We start from the raw sequence: 16328 nt of genomic DNA on the forward strand, positions 1-16328 counted from the left end.
CGGGCCACGAAGCCCCCACGCGAGCAGGCGCCCCGGCCGGAAGGCACGACTCCCCCCGCCTCCCCTGCCCCGCGCGGCTCACGCCCGAAGCGCGGTGGACCGAAGAAGCATTAGCATCGCGGGCGGTGCGCTCTTGCACCGCGAGGGGGAACCGCCATGCGTTCAAGCATTCTCGTCCTGGGCCTGATGGCCTTCACCGGAGCGCTCCAAGCCGAAGCCGCGGACAAGCCCGTCGCGCTCATCTGGAAGGGCTCCAAGGACAAGGCCGAAGCCGAAGGCCAGGTGTACTCCTGGGGCAAATTCGAGAAGCTGTTCGAGAAGACCGGCCTCACCCTTCCGGAGGGCCACCCCAGGCTCGTCCAGAGCAAGACCGTCCCGGGCCTCAAACCCGGCTTCTGGGTCTGGCTCCTGGGCACCTGCCCGTCCGACGACGCGGGTCCCGTCCTCGAACACCTCAAGCTGCTCGCCCCGGGGACGTACTCCCGCGAGGTGAAGCTCCCCACGAAGAAGCTCGCCTGCCCCAAGGCGCCGGAGTCCCCGCTGCTGGCCCGGGACGAAGTCCTCAAGGTTCCCCCGGACGCGACGTTGCGCGTGTTCACCCAGGAGGAAACAGAGTCCCCCGACGAAGAGGGAAACGGCAACACCGTCTCCCGGACCCGGTTCCACTTCGTCCTCTTTAGCAAAGACGGCGAGGTCCTCGACACGGCGGACACCGAGGGAGACATGGACGTCAGCGGAAACGACTCATCAGGGCCCATCGCCTACCGCTGCACGAACACGCGACTCGAAACGTCGAAGAACAAGGGCAAGGTGGTCCTCACCCGCCAGTGCGGCGCCAGCGGCTTCGCTGAGTGTGGCTCCATGGTGTCCGCGGACGAGAGCGTCACCGTGACCGCGACCGACCTCGCCGTGTCCGCGAGCGCCATGGAGCGCACGAACATCGAGCACGCCGAATGCGAATGAGCGCGTCCGCTCAAGGGAAGCGGTACACGGTGACGTAGCCGTCCTGGTGCACCATCTCGCCGCCCAGTTCGTCCGTGATGAACTGGTGGCGGACGGGGTGGAAGAAGTGCGTCACGTACCACTTGAAGTGGTGCTCTTTCAGGTAGCGCCGCATCTCGTCGCGCTCCTCCGGCGTGACGGTGCCGAACGCGTTGCGCATCCCTTCCGCCGCGCGGATGAGCCGCGAGTTCACCAGCGCCGACTCCCGCACCGGCAGCCGGGACAGACGGGCGTACGACACCGGCTTGCCGTGGAACATCTGCTCCCACTGCCCCTGCACGTTGTCCGTCAGCACCGCCGCGGGCATGGGCGCGTCGCGAATCTCATCGAACACCGGCGGCAACCGGGGAATGGAGGGCACCACCATCTGGAGGCCCCGGTACTCCACGTTCGGAATCAGCGCCACCGCGAGCGCCACCGCCACGCCCAGCCGCGCATCCCGCCGGGACGCCCACGCGCCCGCGTGCGCCGCGGCGAACGCCACCAGCACCGACAGCGACAGGAGCGTGAGCAGGATGAAGCGCACCGGCATGCCCCCGCGCGAGAACAGCGGCACCACGTGCTTGAACACCACATACGGCATCGGAATCTGGACCTTGAGCGGCACGTTGAACGCCGTCAGCGGCTCCGACAGCGCCAGGTAGACGGCCAGCGCCAGCAGCAGCAGCACGTCCCGCCGCCACACCCGCTCCCGCCACGCGGGCACCAGCGCCACCGCGAGCGCCACGGCGAAGAGCAGCACCACCGGCGACACCCGGTCCTCCAGGCCGATGTTGAGCACCGTGCCCATGGACAGCACCGCGAAGCCCAACCCCAGCCCCAACCAACGGCGTCCCTCCGGCACGCCCCGCCACAGCGCGAAGACGGCCAACAGCGGCGTCAACCAGCCCAGGAACGTGCCGGTCTCCTCCAGGTTGGTCGACATCTTCATGCGCATGACGTTCAGGGAGAACTCACGCGCCTTCGCGGGCAGATCCGCCATCCAGGCCGAGCGCGTGTCCGGAATGAAGAACGCGTACAGGTCCGTGAAGTAGTCGGAGTCGCCGTGATGGATCTGCAGCGGTGCGGGGAACGCATGCAGGAGCAGCGGCACCATGGGCGGCACGCACGCGAGCCCCGCCGCGATTCCCGCCACCGCCGCCCGTCGCACGAGCGGATCCTTCCACGTGTCCAGGGACAGCAGCGGCCCCCGCTTCCACCGCTCCGCCACCACCCACAGGAGTGAGAAGAGCGCGATGTAGACGAGGTAGTAGTAGTCACACAGCAACACGTACAACGCGCACAGCGCCAGCCCCACCAGCCACTTGCGCTTGCCCTCGTCCAGCCAGCGGAAGAAGCAGAGCAGGTAGAGCGGCAGTCCCTCCAGCGCGGTGAGGTTCAGGTGCGCCGTCGCGTGGGTCAGGTGGTAGCGCGAGAAGTTGAACACGCACGCGCCCGCCAGCGCCGCCGCCGCCGCGAGCCAGGGCCCATGGCCCGCGCGCTCCAGCAGGTAGCGCAGGAGCAGCCACGACGTGTAGCCCGTCAGCACGAACGAGCCGAACAGCACCACGTTGTACGCCGTCTCCACGGACATGAACGGCAGCAGCACCACGCCCCACAGCGTCTTGGCGGGGGCCAACGTGTGCCAGTACAGCTCGGCGCCCAGGGGCCAGTGGAGGAAGGGCACGAAGAAGGGGTTCTGCGGCTGCACCCAGAGGGCCTGCCGCATCCACCACAGGTGCCACATGTTCATGTAGACGTCTTCGCGTCCGCCCATCACGTATCCCTTCATCTGGGACACGAGCGGCCAGGTGTGGAACGCCGACAGCGCGAAGAACGTGAGCAACACCAGCGGGTGCAGCACCCGCCGCATCAAGGGGGACATAGGCGCGAGGGAAGGCTTAGAGGGGCCGCTCGGCGGCCATCAGCATGTTGTCGCCCAGGTTGAACGGGATGGACCAGCTGGACGGCACACCCCGCCGCACCAACTCCAGCACCGGCGCCGAGGGCGTGAAGCTCGCGCCCACCTTCCGCAGCAGGTAGTCCGCGGAGATGATGTGCGTGTACGTCCGGACGTCCGTGACGCGGAAGCCCACTTCCTCCAGCATCATCGCCAGGGTGCGGCGGCCGAAATAGAAGAGGTGCATGTCCATCAGCCACGGCCACTGCCCGCCCATGAGGCGCGCCAGCAGACTGCCCGCGTCGATGGTGGACAGGTAGATGCGGCCGCCGGGGCGCACCAGCTTGAGCGCCGCCTTCAGCTCCTCGCGCGGATCCGCGAAGTGCTCCACCACGTCCCACAGCGTCACCACGTCGTACTGAAGGCCCTTCGCCGCCAGCTCCCGCAGGGGGAGTCCGTGCACCGTGAAGCCCAGGCTCCGAGCGTTGCCGGCCGCCCAGCGCGACAGCTCCAGCCCCTCCGGGCGGAAGCCCGACTCGCGCGCCACATCCAGGAAGTAGCCGCAGTAGGCGCCCACATCCAGCAGCGTGCGGTTCTGGGCAGGCCCCAGCTCGCGCAGCACGCGGCGGAAGGTGTGGTAGCGGTTGTCCTTCTCCGCGACGTAGAGCGGGTCCTCCACGTCCTGGTACGCTTGGAGCAGCGTGTCCGGGGACACGAGGGGCCACTGGAACATCATCCCGCAGTCCTCGCAGCCCCAGATGGGCGGGTGGCTCCGGTGGCCAAAGGACGTGCAGTTGTAGGCCGCCGCGCCCTGGGCCTGGGTGCCGCCGCGCGCCCGGTGACGCAGCCGCAGGCGCCCTCCCTTGCACAGGTAACAGGCATCCGGCACGGGGGCCAGGTGCGGTTCGGAGGCACGACGTGCGGCGTTGTCCATCATGGCGGCGCACCGTAGCCGCTGGGGCCCACCGCCTCAACACGTCGGGCGGAGCAAATCCGGCCCATGACGTCCATCGCACCCGCCAGCCTCCAGGCCCTAAGCTGCCTGCCTCCCCGAAGTCCCGTGACATGCGCGCCTTGAACGACCTCGCCTCCGCCCCTGCCCCGGCGCTCCAGTTGGGCCTCCCGGGATTCACTTTCGAAGACCTGTACCGCCCCAGTGGCCTGCGCCGGCTGGCGGAGCGCTTCGACGCGCGACTCCAGGGCGACGCGCCCGACCTGTTCCAGACCTTCGACGCCTACCGCAAGTCCGGAGGCGCCAGCCTCTCCGGTCCGGCGGAGTCCGAGCTGCTCATCCAGGTGGCCCGCCACGTCTCGCGCTTCGTCGCCACGCTCTTCGGCATCACACCGGAGACCGAGCGACTGGCCAGCCACTTGCGCGGAGAGCTGCCCCTCTTCGACTTCAAGCGCGAGTTCATCACGCGCCGCGTCTTCAAGAAGGGCGCGCAGGACCGTCCGACGCTCGCGGAGTTCCCGTCGCTGGACGCGCGCATGCGCCTGCTCATGCAGCTTGGCTTCCCGGACGCGCTCGCGCACGGCGACCTGGAACGAGGCCTCGCGGAGTCCATCCTCACGCTGCTCGACCTGGAGCGGCTCTACTCCGGCAACCTGCCTCCCGCGCACCAGGAGCGCGCCCCCGCCCTGCGCGAGCGGTGGGCCGCCCTGCGCGCCAGGCTCACCGCCACGCCCGAGGGCGAGGACGCGTTCGGCTCCAGCCTGGTGATGAAGGGCGACGACGCGGCGGAGCTCCAGGCCGTGCGCGCGCTGCTGTCGCTGGCGGACCGGTGGACGTACGCCCGCGCGCTGCACCCGGAGACCAAGGCCCTCTTCCACACCTGGCCCACGCTGCGGCTGCCGAAGCCACTGGTGTTCGACCAGCTGGTGCAGTTGCAGCGCCCGGACGCCCAGATGGAGGAGAAGACGGAGGGCCTGGAGCACCACCTGCGCCACCGCGACGGCTTCAAGCTCACCGACCGCCGGGGCACCCCGCGCGACGTGATGAACGAGGTGGACTATTGCGTCATCTGCCACGAGCGACAGAAGGACTCGTGCAGCAAGGGCTTCCCCGCGAAGGACCCGGTGGCGGAGGGGCACTCGTTCAAGAAGAACCCGCTGGGCATCCCGCTCACCGGCTGTCCGCTGGACGAGCGCATCTCCGAAGCACACGCGCTCAAGCGCGAGGGTGACTCCGTGGCCGCGCTGGCCATGGTGACGCTGGACAACCCCATGTGCGCGGGCACCGGCCACCGCATCTGCAACGACTGCATGAAGGCCTGCATCTTCCAGAAGCAGGAGCCGGTGAACATCCCGCTGGCGGAGACGGCCACGCTCACGGACGTGCTGGCCCTGCCATGGGGCTTCGAAATCCACGGCCTGCTCACGCGCTGGAACCCGCTCAACATCCGCCGTCCGTACGCGCTGCCCTACGTGGGCCGCAACGTGATGGTGGTGGGCCTGGGCCCCGCCGGCTACACGCTGTCGCACTACCTGCTCAACGAAGGGTTCGCCGTCACCGGCGTGGACGGCCTCAAGATTGAACCGTTTCCCGACGAGCTGGTGGGGCGCAACGGCCACGCGCTCCAGCCCATCCACGACTGGAGCAAGCTGACGCGCGAACTGGACGAGCGCGTGCTAGAGGGCTTCGGCGGCGTCTCCGAGTACGGAATCACCGTGCGTTGGGACAAGAACTTCCTCACGCTCATCCATCTGACGCTCGCGCGCCGAGAGGGCATGCGCATCTACGGCGGCATCCGCTTCGGAGGCACGCTGACGGTGGAGGACGCATGGGAGCTGGGCTTCGACCACGTGGCCATCGCCGCGGGCGCGGGCCGCCCCACCATCATCGGGATGAAGAACAACCTCATCCGGGGCATCCGCAAGGCGTCCGACTTCCTGATGGCGCTGCAGCTCACGGGTGCCTTCAAGCGCGACTCGCTGGCGAACCTCCAGGTACAGCTGCCCGCCATCGTCATCGGCGGAGGCCTCACCGGCATCGACACCGCCACGGAGCTGATGGCGTACTACCCGGTGCAGGTGGAGAAGACGCTGGAGCGCCACGAGAAGCTGGTGGCGGACCTGGGTGACGCCACCGTCCTCGCGCGCCTGGACGCCGAGGAGCGCGCCACCTACCAGACCTTCCTGGAGCACGGCCGCGCCGTCCGAGCCGAGCGACACAAGGCCCAGGCGGAAGGCCGCGCGCCGGACTTCATCCACCTGGTGCGCGCGTGGGGCGGCGTGAGCCTGGTGTACCGCCGGGGCCTCACGGAGTCCCCTGCCTACCGCCTCAACCACGAAGAGGTCTCCAAGGCGCTGGAGGAAGGCATCCGCTTCATCGAACGGATGAGTCCCACGGAGGCGCTGCAGGACGACTCGGGCGCGGTGCGCGCCATCCGCTTCGAGCGCATGGTGACGGTGGACGGCAAGCTCAAGGGAAGCGGCCAGTTCTTCGAGCTGCCCGCGAAGACGGTCTGCGTGGCCGCGGGCACGTCCCCCAACGTCACCTACGAGAAGGAGTACCCGGGCACCTTCCAGCTCGACGAGGCGAAGGAGTACTTCCAGGGCCACGAGCTGGTGGAGGACGGCAGCGGCTTCAAGCTCCAGCCGGTGGAGGCCCAGGAGGATCCCGAGGCGAAGGTGGGCTTCTTCACGTCCTACCAACGCGACGGCCGCTTCGTGTCCTTCTACGGCGACAACCACCCGACCTACGCGGGCAACGTGGTGAAGGCCATGGCCAGCGCGAAGGATGGCCACCCGCAGGTGGCGCGCCTGTTCGCGAAGGAGGTCGCGGGCCTGGACTTCAACGACACGGCCGCGCAGGACGCGCGCGAGTCGAAGCGCGCCACCCACTTCGCGACGCTGGACGAAGCCTTCCTCGCCACCGTCGTCGGCGTGAACCGGCTCACGCCGACCATCGTGGAGGTGGTGGTGAGGGCGCCCTTCGCCGCCAGCCACTTCTCCCCCGGCCAGTTCTACCGGCTCCAGAACTTCGAGCGGAACGCGCCGCTCGTGGACGGCGTGCGCCTCACCATGGAGGGCCTGGCCCTCACGGGCGCGTGGGTGGACAAGGAGAAGGGCCTGATGGGCACCATCGTGCTGGAGATGGGCTCCTCCTCCCGCCTGTGCGCGGCGCTCAAGCCCGGCGAGCCCGTCGTGCTGATGGGCCCCACGGGCGCGCCCACGGAGATTGGCCACAACGAGACGGTGGTGCTGGTGGGCGGCGGCCTGGGCAACGCGGTGCTCTTCTCCATCGCGCGCTCGCTCAAGGCGGCGGGCTGCCGCGTGGTGTACTTCGCGGGCTACCGGCTGAAGGCGGACTCGTTCAAGCAGGATGAGATTGAAGCCGGCACCGACCAGGTCATCTGGTCCGTGGACTCCGGCGACCTGCTGGACGTACGCCGCGCACAGGACGCGGCCTTCCGGGGCAACGTGGTGCAGGCCATGGTGGCCTACGCCGAAGGGAAGCTGGGCGTGAAGCCCGTCATCTCCTTGAGCGAGGTGGACCGCATCATCGCCATCGGCTCGGACCGGATGATGCGCGCGGTGGCGGAGGCGCGGCACGGCGTGCTCCAGCCGTTCCTCAAGCCGGGGCACGAGGCCCTCGGGTCCATCAACTCCCCCATGCAGTGCATGATGAAGGAGATCTGCGCCCAGTGCCTCCAGCGGCACGTGGACCCCGTCACCGGCAAGGAGACGTGGGTCTTCTCCTGCTACAACCAGGACCAGCGGCTGGACCACGTGGACTTCGTCAACCTGAACCAGCGCCTGCGCGGCAACACGGTGCTGGAGAAGCAGGGTGACGCCTTCCTCGCGCAGCTCCTGAAGAAGGCGCCCCAGCTCAAGCGGGTGTAGCTACCGCCGTATGCCCGCGAAGGCCTTGAGCATGTCCTGGTAGTTCTTCGTCAGGTCGGCCTCGCGGGCCAGCACCACGTCCACGTTGGCGTCGCCGAACTCCCGGCGCGCCTCCGGGAGCTTCTGGAAGGTCTCCACCTGGAGCCGCATGGACTCCACCTGCGGTGCCAGCTCCTTCTGCTGCTCCTCCGGCATGCGGGCCTGGAGCGCCTCCAGCTTCTTGAGCTCCTCCTCGTACTGGAGCGTGCGCCCCATCTGCCGCTGGCTGATGACGGCGGTGACGACCTCCGCGATGCGGTTGACCTCGTCCGTGGACAGCCCCGCCGCCTGGCGCGCGTCGACCTCCGCCTGCGCCTTGCGCTCGATGAGCTTCAGGCCGCTCCTGGCCTTCTCCATCGCCTGGGGGGTGCCCGCGTCCAGGAGCGGCCCCATGTCCTGGAGGCTGCGCATCAGCGACCCGTACACCTCCAGCATCTTGCGCTGGTAGCCGACGTACGCCTCCAGCTTCTCCTTCGTCAGGGCGTAGGGGCCGGACGGCGCGTCATCTCCAGCCTCCCTGGCCTCCCCACCCTCCAGGCGGGCGACCGTGCCCCTGGCGTCACCCGCGCCCTCCGGCCCCCCCTCCGCCGCGTCCTTGCGACAGGCGGACAGGGCCAGGACGACGGCCAGACACCCCAACAACTTGCGCATGCCACCTCCCGTGAACGCCAGTGGGTGGCCAGTGTATGCTCGGGTTGGCCCCCCGCGAACGGCGGTTCCCGAACGCCCGCAATGCGCAGGCTGTTCCGGGCACTGAACATTCGACTCATTACCTTTGACCAACCGGGCCACGGTCATGTACGAACCGCGGTCTTGTCGCGACCGGTGGAGGGACTTTGAGGATTTTCCTGGTAAGGCACGGCGATGCGGACGCAGAGATCCCCGAGGGGCTCGGCGACGAGGCGCGCGCGCTGACCGCGAAGGCCCGTACGAATGTCGCCGCGCATTTCGCGTCGCTGTCTGAGCGCATGGGGCCCATCAGCCTCATCCTCACCAGCCCGCTGGTGCGTACGGTGCAGACGGCGCAGATCCTCTCCAACTCCGTGAAGCATGAAGGCCTCCTGCGCGTGCATCGCTGCCTGCTGCCGGACATGCCGGTGGGAGCGGTGGAGCCCGTGCTCAAGGAGTACTCCGACGAGAACCTCGTCCTGGTGGGCCACCAGCCCTCCATGGGCGCGCTCGCGGCGCACCTGCTGGGGATGCAGTCCTTCCCCAAGCCGGTGAACCCGGGCACGGTCATCGCCATGGAGTGGCCGGACACGCCCACCAGCACGGAAGACCAGGTGCCCGGCGAGAAGGGGGAGAACCCCCCGGCGCAGCACCTGAAGTTCCTGTTCTACTCCGCCCCCGGCCAGCAGGTCCTCGACGTCATCCAGTGACGTCCGGGAGCGCGCGGCCATGATGGACGAAGCCCGCTACCATTCCCTCGTGGCCGCCGCGTTCAAGCGCATCCTGGCGGCCGCGGACACCTTCGACCCGGACGTGCTGGAAGCCGAAGCCACCGGTGACAAGGTGACGCTCACGGCCGCGTCCGGCGAGAAGTGCATCATCAACACCCAGCGCGCCGTCTGGCAGATCTGGGTGGCCGGCCAGGGCCAGGGCATCCACTTCAGCCACGACGATGCCTCGCGCGCCTGGAAGGACGACAAGGGCAAGGGGCTGGAGCTGTTCGCCTTCGTCTCGGACGTGGTGCGGCACCTCACCGGCGAAGCGCTCGTCTATCCAGCCTGAGGCCGTCCTGAAGGCCCGGCTGGGTTCCTGCTGAAGCCCGGAAGGAGGCCCGTGGCGACTGGCCACGGGCTTCCAGGCGTGACGACTCAAACCGTCATCACTTCCTTCTCCTTCTTGGCGACCAGGTCGTCCACCGCCTTGATGCCGGCGTCGGTCGCCTTCTGGACCTCTTCCGTGCGGCGCTTGAGGTCGTCCTCGGTGATCTTCTTGTCCTTCAGCTGAGTCTTGAGGGCCTCGTTCGCGTCGCGGCGGATGTTCCGGATGGCGACCTTGTGCTCCTCGCCCTTCTCCTTCACCTGCTTCGCGATCTTCTTGCGGGTCTCCTCGGTGAGCGGAGGAAAGGGCAGGCGGATCATCTCGCCGTCGTTCATCGGGTTGACGTCGAGGTTCGCCTCACGGAGGGCCTTCTCGATGTCCTTCAGCACGCCCTTGTCCCAGGGCTTGATGACGATGAGGCGGGGCTCCGGCGCGCTGATGCTGGCAACGCCGTTGAGCGGCGTGGGCGTCCCGTACTGGTTCACCTTGATGCCGTCCAGGATGTTGGTGTTCGCCCGGCCGGTGCGCGCCTTGGCCAGTTCCCGCTTGAGGTCTTCCACCGACTTGTCGATACGGCCCTTCAGATCCGCCGTGTCAGCCATTGTGCGTCTCCTGTGAGAAGTGGGGGTGTTGTCAGTCCCGTCCGTGGCGTCCCTAGGCCCAGACGGTCTCGGCCGCGCCGACGATGGTGCCGAACTCGCCGTGGCCCGTGACGGCGCGCTGGATGTTCCCGCGCGTGCCCAGGTCGAACACGATGATGGGCAGCTTGTTGTCCATGCACAGCGAGATGGCCGTGGAGTCCATCACGTTGAGGTTCTGCTTGAGGACGTCCATGTACGTGAGCGACCGGTAGCGCTTCGCGGTCGGGTCCTTCTTCGGGTCCGCGTTGTAGACGCCGTCCACCTTGGTGGCCTTGAGGATGACCTGCGCGTTGATTTCCATCGCGCGCAGCGACGCGGCCGTGTCGGTGGTGAAGTAGGGGTTGCCCGTGCCCGCGGCGAAGATGACCACGCGGCCCTTCTCCAGGTGCCGCACGGCGCGCCGGCGGATGTAGGGCTCGGCGATCTGCTCCATCTTGATGGCGGACTGCACGCGCGTCTTCAGCCCCTGCTTCTCCAGCGAGTCCTGCAGCGCCATGGAGTTGATGCAGGTGGCGAGCATGCCCATGTAGTCCGCGCTCGCGCGGTCCATGCCCTCCGTGGCGCCAGCGACGCCGCGGAAGATGTTGCCGCCGCCAATCACGAGGGCGATTTCCAGGCCCGTTCTGGAGAGTTCCGCGACTTCCTCCGCGATGCGCGTGAGGGTGGGCGGGTGGATGCCGTACTTCCCCTCGCCCATCAGGGCTTCGCCCGACAGTTTGAGGAGGATGCGCTTGTAGGGAGAGGTGGATTCGGACATACGCGACCGCTTCTATCCCCCGCCCCGCGCCCAGGCAACGACGGAAGTCGTGACGCGCGCCGCACCGTCCAGTGCCGGGCGGACGGACATGAAGAAAACGGGGCCTGGAATACCAAGGGCCGCGTTCCCGGCGCCCTTCCCCTGTGAGGAAGAGCCCCAGGCACGCGGCCCCAGGGAGCTGCGGTGCGGCGAAAGGCGCTTAGGCCTGGCCCAGCGTCTTGGCGACCTCGGCGGCCAGGTCATCCTTCTTCTTCTCGATGCCCTCACCCACCTCGTAGCGGACGAAGCGGCGCACGGAGACCTTCTCGCCAATCTTGGCGGCGCGCTCGTTGATCATCTCGCCGACCTTCTTCTTGTCGTCCTTCACCCAGAGCTGGTCCACCAGGCAGACGCCCTCGTAGTACTTCTCCATCTTGCCCACGAGGATCTTCTCCAGCATCGCCTCGGGCTTGCCCTGCTGCTTGAGCAGCTCGCGCTGGATCTCCTTCTCCTTGTCCATCGCGTCGGTGGGGACCTCCTCGCGGCGGACGAACTTGGGGCCGGCCGCGGCGATCTGCATGGCCACTTCCTTCGCCAGGTCCTGGAAGTCCGGGTTGCGAGCGACGAAGTCCGTCTCGCAGTTGACCTCCACGATGACGCCGATGCGGCCGCCGTGGATGTAGGAGGTCACGATGCCTTCGGCGGCGACGCGGCCGGCCTTGCCCTCGGCCTTGGAGATGCCCTTCTTGCGCAGCCACTCCGCGGCCTTCTCGAAGTCGCCACCGGACTCGGCCAGCGCCTTCTTGCAGTCCATCATGCCGGCGTTGGTGCGCTCGCGGAGGTCCTTCACCATCTGGGCGGTGATCTCAGCCATGTCGTATCTCTTTCTTCATCGGCTCCGAGCCTGGCGGCGTGCGCTGGGGGCGGAGGACTGGGGTTCTGGGTACTGACGCCAAGGACGTAGAAAATGGAGACGGCCGGACAGCGGGCCTTGAGAGGTGCCGCCCGGCCGAACTCCGGAGACCGCGTTGGGAAAGCGATGAGGCCGGGCGGTTACTCCGCCGCCGGCGTGCTCTCGCCGCCAGCCTCGGGCGCCTGCTCCGTGGTGGCCGCGGTGGCCTTCATCTCCACGACGGGGCCGCGGCGCTCACCGCCACGGTCACCGCCGCCACGGCGGTCGTCACGGTCGCGGCGGTCGCCACGGCGCGGGCCACGGCGGTCGTCACGGCGGTCGTCACGGCCCTCGCGCTCCTCCTGCTCGTCGCGCTCGGCGGCGCCGGACGCACGGTAGCGAGCCGCACCCTCGAGGCACGCGTCGGCGATCTTGGACGTGAAGAGCTTGATGGAGCGGATGGCGTCGTCGTTGCCCGGGATGACGAAGTCGATGCCGTCCGGATCGCAGTTGGTGTCCACCAGACCAATCACCGGGATGCCCAGGCGGGTGGCCTCGTGGATGGCGATGTGCTCCTTCTTCGGGTCGATGACGAAGACGCAGCGGGGCAGCTTCGCCATGTCCTTCACGCCGCCCAGGTTCTTCTCCAGCTTCTCGCGCTCACGGTCGAGCTGGGCGACTTCCTTCTTGGGCAGGCGCTCGAAGGTGCCGTCCTCGGCCATCTTCTCCAGCGTCTTCAGGCGGTCGATGCCCTGCTTGATGGTCTTGAAGTTCGTCAGCGTGCCACCCAGCCAGCGGCTGGTGACGTGGAACTGACCGCCGCGGGCGGCCTCCTCCTGGATGACGTCCTGCGCCTGCTTCTTGGTGCCGACGAAGAGCACCGACCCGCCGCGCGCCGTGATGTCCGCCACGAAGCGGAAGGCCGCGCGGGCCATGGTCACGGTCTTCTGCAGGTCGATGATGTAGATGCCGTTACGGGCACCGAAGATGTAGGGCTTCATCTTCGGGTTCCAGCGCTTGGTCTGGTGGCCGAAGTGAACGCCGGCCTCGAGGAGCTGGCGCATCGTGATGCCGCTGGCAGCGGCCATCGCCTGGGCCTGCGTCTGCGTATCCTGCTGATCCATGGTGCGAGTACCTTCCGGTTGTTCCGCCACGCGCGTTGAGACCGCTGCCAGTCCTGGCCCTTCCACCGTGGAGGGGCACCGGGGACCGGTGACACGCGTGTGAGTAGTGGGTGCTGCTGACTGCCTCGGGCGGTGAAGCCCGGCCCCTACATAACAGGGCGCGGCGTCCTTAGCAGAACGCTCAAGAGGGGCGCAAGCTTCGGCACACCCTCCGTCCGGCTCCTACCTCCCCGAGCCCGCTCCCCTCCCCTCCAGGAAGGCGACCGGCGCGGCCCCGCTCCCCTTTCCAGGGAGGGCGACCGCGCCGGAAGAGCGCTTCCATCAGGTGTTCAGCGGCCTACGGGTTCGCTTCGTTGGCGCCGTGGCACTTCTTGTACTTACGGCCGCTGCCGCAGGGGCAGGGCTCGTTGCGGCCCACGGGCTTGGGGCCGGCGGCGGCTTCGCGCTGGGCGACCGGGGTGGCGGTGGCCTCCTCGATCTTCCCCTCGGCGTCCGCGCGGCCCTCCACGGCCTTCTTCTGCTGCTGGGCCAGCTGGCGCTGGATGCGGGCGGTCTCCTCCGCGGCGCTGGAGGCGGAGCGGGCCTGGACACGCATCATCTGGCTGACGAACTGCGTCTTGATGGCGTCCAGCATCTGCATGAAGCCCGTGTAGCCTTCCTTCTTGTACTCCTGCTTCGGGTCCTTCTGGCCGTAGCCGCGCAGGCCGATGCCCTGGCGCAGGTGGTCCATGGCCAGCAGGTGGTCCTTCCACAGCTGGTCGATGGTGGCCAGGTACCGGTACTGCAGGAAGCGCATGAAGTCTTCGCCGAACTCCTGCTCGCGGGCGGTGAAGACCTTCTCCGCCGCCGCGTAGATCTGCTCCTGGAGCTCGTCGCGGTTGCCGACGCCCTCGAAGCTCATCTCCAGGTTGAGCGACTCCTTCACGGAGTTGGCCAGCGAGGCGATGTCCCAGGTGTCGGAGCTGCGCGTGGGGGCGTAGGTGTCCGTCATGGACACGACGACGTCCTCCACGGCGTCCAGCACCATCTCCCGGAAGTCCGCCCAGGAGATGACGCGCTCGGAGCGCGTCTTCACGCGCGTCTTCACGTCCTCCTCGTACTCCACGAGCGGAACGCCCGCGCCCGACGCGAGCACCTGACGGCGCAGCTTGTAGATGGTGCGCCGCTGCTGGTTCATCACGTCGTCGTACTCGAGCAGGTTCTTGCGGATGTCGAAGTTGTGGCCTTCGACCCGCTTCTGCGCGCCCTCGATGGCGCGAGAGAGCCAGATGTGCTCGATGACCTCGCCCTCCTCCATGCCCAGGCGCTCCATCAGCATCTGGATGCGCTCCGACCCGAAGATGCGCATCAGGTCGTCTTCCAGGGACAGGAAGAAGCGGCTGGCGCCCGGGTCACCCTGGCGGCCGGCGCGGCCGCGCAGCTGGTTGTCCACGCGGCGGGACTCGTGGCGCTCCGTGCCGATGATGAAGAGGCCGCCGGCGGCCATGACCTCTTCACGCTCGCGCTTGGTGAGCTGCTCGTTGTTCGCCTTCGTCTCCTCGAAACGCTTCTCGTAGTCCGCCAGCGCCGCCTGGTAGGCGGTGAGGTCCGGGGGCTGCCCGTCCACGGACTCCGGCGGCTCCGGCGGCGCGCCCATCTCGCTCTTGGTCATGACCTCCGCGTTGCCGCCCAGGAGGATGTCCGTGCCGCGGCCGGCCATGTTGGTGGAGATGGTGACCGCGCCCTTGCGGCCCGCCTGCGCGACGATGTCCGCCTCGCGCTGGTGCGCCTTGGCGTTGAGGACGTTGTGGGCCACGCCGCGCTTCTTGAGGAAGTTGGACACCACCTCGCTCTTGGCGATGGACACCGTGCCCACGAGCACCGGCTGGCCGGCCTTGTTCAGCTCTTCAATCTGGGCGGCGACGGCCTCGAACTTCTCGCGCTCCGTCTTGTAGACCACGTCCTGTTCGTCGCGGCGCTGCGCGTTGCGGTTCGTCGGGATGACGCGCACGTCCAGGTTGTAGATCTTCGCGAACTCTTCGGCTTCCGTGTCCGCGGTGCCCGTCATGCCGGACAGCTTGGAGTACATGCGGAAGTAGTTCTGGAACGAGACCGTGGCGAGCGTCTGGTTCTCGTTCTCGATCTTCACGCCCTCCTTGGCCTCGATGGCCTGGTGGAGGCCGTCGGACCAGCGGCGGCCCGGCATGAGGCGGCCGGTGAACTCGTCGACGATCTGCACCTCGCCGTCCTTCACCACGTAGTCCTTGTCGCGCTTGTAGAGCGTGTGCGCGCGCAGGGCCTGCTCGACGTGGTGGAGGGTCTCGATTTCGCCCGGGTCGTAGAGGTTGCCGACGCTGAGGCGCTTCTGGAGCTTGTCGATGCCGTCGTCGGTGAGGGCCACCGAGCGGTGCTTCTCGTCCAGGGTGTAGTCCTGGTCCGGCACGAGGCCCGGGATGACCTGGTCCACCCGGTAGTACTTGTCGGTGCTGTCCTCGGTGGGACCGGAGATGATGAGCGGCGTGCGGGCCTCGTCGATGAGGATGGAGTCCACCTCGTCGACGATGGCGTAGTTCAGCTCGCGCTGGACGTAGTCCTGCAGACGGAACTTCATGTTGTCGCGCAGGTAGTCGAAGCCGAACTCGTTGTTCTGGCCGTACGTGATGTCCGAGCGGTACGCGTCCTGGCGCTGCTTGTCGGACAGCTCGTGGAGCACGCAGCCCGTCGACATGCCCAGGAACTTGTAGACGCGGCCCATCCACTCCGCGTCGCGGCGGGCCAGGTAGTCGTTCACGGTGACGACGTGCACGCCACGGCCGGACAGGGCGTTGAGGTAGGAGGGCAGCGTCGCGGTGAGCGTCTTGCCTTCACCGGTGCGCATCTCCGCGATGCAGCCCTCGTGCAGGAACATGCCACCAATGAGCTGCACGTCGTAGTGGCGCTGGCCGATGACCCGGCTCGCCGCCTCACGGGTGAGGGCGAAGGCCTCGAAGAGCAGGTCGTCGAGCGGCTTGCCGTTCGCGATCTCCTGCTTCATCCGGGCGGTTTCGCGCGCGAAGTCCTCGTTCTGGAGGGCCTTCATGCGGCCTTCCAGTTCGTTGATGCGGGCGACCTTCAGGCGGGCTTTCTTGAGCTCGCGCTCATTCTTGGTCCCGATGAGCTTCTTTAGCGTCCATTCAATCATGTTGGCTCTCTCGCCGGAGGATCCTCGAAGGAGCGCGGCGAGTGAAGGGAATTCCCAGGAGATGTAAGGGAGAACCAGACCAAAACCACGCGCGCCCCCCGAAACTTCCTCTCGGCTGGCCGCCCGGCGCGCGGTGGCCCAGAGTAAAGCGGAACTGAGTCCACGCAATGTCCCCTAAGCAGATTCACCGTCCCCGCGCCGCGAAGAGTTCTTCCGGCCGCTCCTCCCCGGGCCCCCGCCGAC

Annotated in this window: 12 protein-coding genes; 4 read left to right on the top strand and 8 right to left on the bottom strand. The window is 68.0% G+C overall.

What is annotated here, in order from left to right; genetic code table 11:
* Window positions 1-156: 156 nt before the first annotated feature.
* Window positions 157-963 carry a hypothetical protein gene (locus D7Y15_RS36620; protein ID WP_120581177.1) on the top strand — a complete coding sequence of 269 codons (807 nt, stop codon included), beginning with the start codon at window positions 157-159 and terminating at the stop codon, window positions 961-963.
* Between the two features lie 10 nt (window positions 964-973).
* Here the strand turns inward: D7Y15_RS36620 and D7Y15_RS36625 are convergent, their stop codons facing one another.
* Window positions 974-2866, bottom strand: a complete 1893-nt coding sequence (locus tag D7Y15_RS36625) for a hypothetical protein (protein ID WP_121755472.1) — start codon at window positions 2864-2866, stop codon at window positions 974-976.
* Window positions 2867-2882: 16 nt separating this feature from the next.
* Window positions 2883-3818: a class I SAM-dependent methyltransferase gene (locus D7Y15_RS36630; protein ID WP_233597490.1), complete on the bottom strand. Its 936-nt coding sequence runs from the start codon at window positions 3816-3818 to the stop codon at window positions 2883-2885.
* Window positions 3819-3946: 128 nt separating this feature from the next.
* Between D7Y15_RS36630 and D7Y15_RS36635 the strand changes: the two genes are divergently transcribed.
* Window positions 3947-7726, top strand: coding sequence for an FAD-dependent oxidoreductase (locus D7Y15_RS36635; RefSeq protein WP_121755473.1), 3780 nt, complete (start codon window positions 3947-3949; stop codon window positions 7724-7726).
* Here the strand turns inward: D7Y15_RS36635 and D7Y15_RS36640 are convergent, their stop codons facing one another.
* Complete coding sequence (locus D7Y15_RS36640) at window positions 7727-8416, bottom strand: hypothetical protein (RefSeq protein WP_121755474.1); 690 nt, start codon at window positions 8414-8416, stop codon at window positions 7727-7729.
* Between the two features lie 185 nt (window positions 8417-8601).
* Here D7Y15_RS36640 and D7Y15_RS36645 point away from each other — a divergent pair, with 185 nt between their 5' ends.
* Window positions 8602-9144: a histidine phosphatase family protein gene (locus D7Y15_RS36645; RefSeq protein ID WP_120559234.1), complete on the top strand. Its 543-nt coding sequence runs from the start codon at window positions 8602-8604 to the stop codon at window positions 9142-9144.
* A 19-nt stretch (window positions 9145-9163) separates the two neighbouring features.
* The gene (gene cyaY, locus D7Y15_RS36650; RefSeq protein WP_120598242.1) at window positions 9164-9496 is read left to right on the top strand and encodes an iron donor protein CyaY; all 333 of its coding nucleotides are present in this window, start codon (window positions 9164-9166) and stop codon (window positions 9494-9496) included.
* A gap of 86 nt (window positions 9497-9582) precedes the next feature.
* Here cyaY and frr read toward each other — a convergent pair whose 3' ends face one another.
* The 5 genes from frr to secA all read right to left on the bottom strand — a co-directional run bounded on the left by frr (window position 9583) and on the right by secA (window position 16085).
* Window positions 9583-10134, bottom strand: a complete 552-nt coding sequence (gene frr, locus D7Y15_RS36655) for a ribosome recycling factor (RefSeq protein ID WP_120581202.1) — start codon at window positions 10132-10134, stop codon at window positions 9583-9585.
* A gap of 52 nt (window positions 10135-10186) precedes the next feature.
* Window positions 10187-10930: a UMP kinase gene (gene pyrH, locus D7Y15_RS36660; protein WP_120581203.1), complete on the bottom strand. Its 744-nt coding sequence runs from the start codon at window positions 10928-10930 to the stop codon at window positions 10187-10189.
* Between the two features lie 199 nt (window positions 10931-11129).
* Window positions 11130-11783: a translation elongation factor Ts gene (tsf, locus tag D7Y15_RS36665; RefSeq protein WP_120581204.1), complete on the bottom strand. Its 654-nt coding sequence runs from the start codon at window positions 11781-11783 to the stop codon at window positions 11130-11132.
* A gap of 179 nt (window positions 11784-11962) precedes the next feature.
* Window positions 11963-12925 (bottom strand): 30S ribosomal protein S2, encoded by a 963-nt coding sequence (rpsB, locus tag D7Y15_RS36670; RefSeq protein ID WP_120581205.1) that lies wholly within the window; start codon window positions 12923-12925, stop codon window positions 11963-11965.
* A 337-nt stretch (window positions 12926-13262) separates the two neighbouring features.
* The gene (secA, locus tag D7Y15_RS36675) at window positions 13263-16085 is read right to left on the bottom strand and encodes a preprotein translocase subunit SecA (protein ID WP_120581206.1); all 2823 of its coding nucleotides are present in this window, start codon (window positions 16083-16085) and stop codon (window positions 13263-13265) included.
* Between the last annotated feature and the right edge of the window lie 243 nt (window positions 16086-16328).

Origin of the sequence: Corallococcus sp. AB030 (genome assembly GCF_003668965.1) — a bacterium.
GTDB classification, from domain to species: domain Bacteria; phylum Myxococcota; class Myxococcia; order Myxococcales; family Myxococcaceae; genus Corallococcus; species Corallococcus exiguus.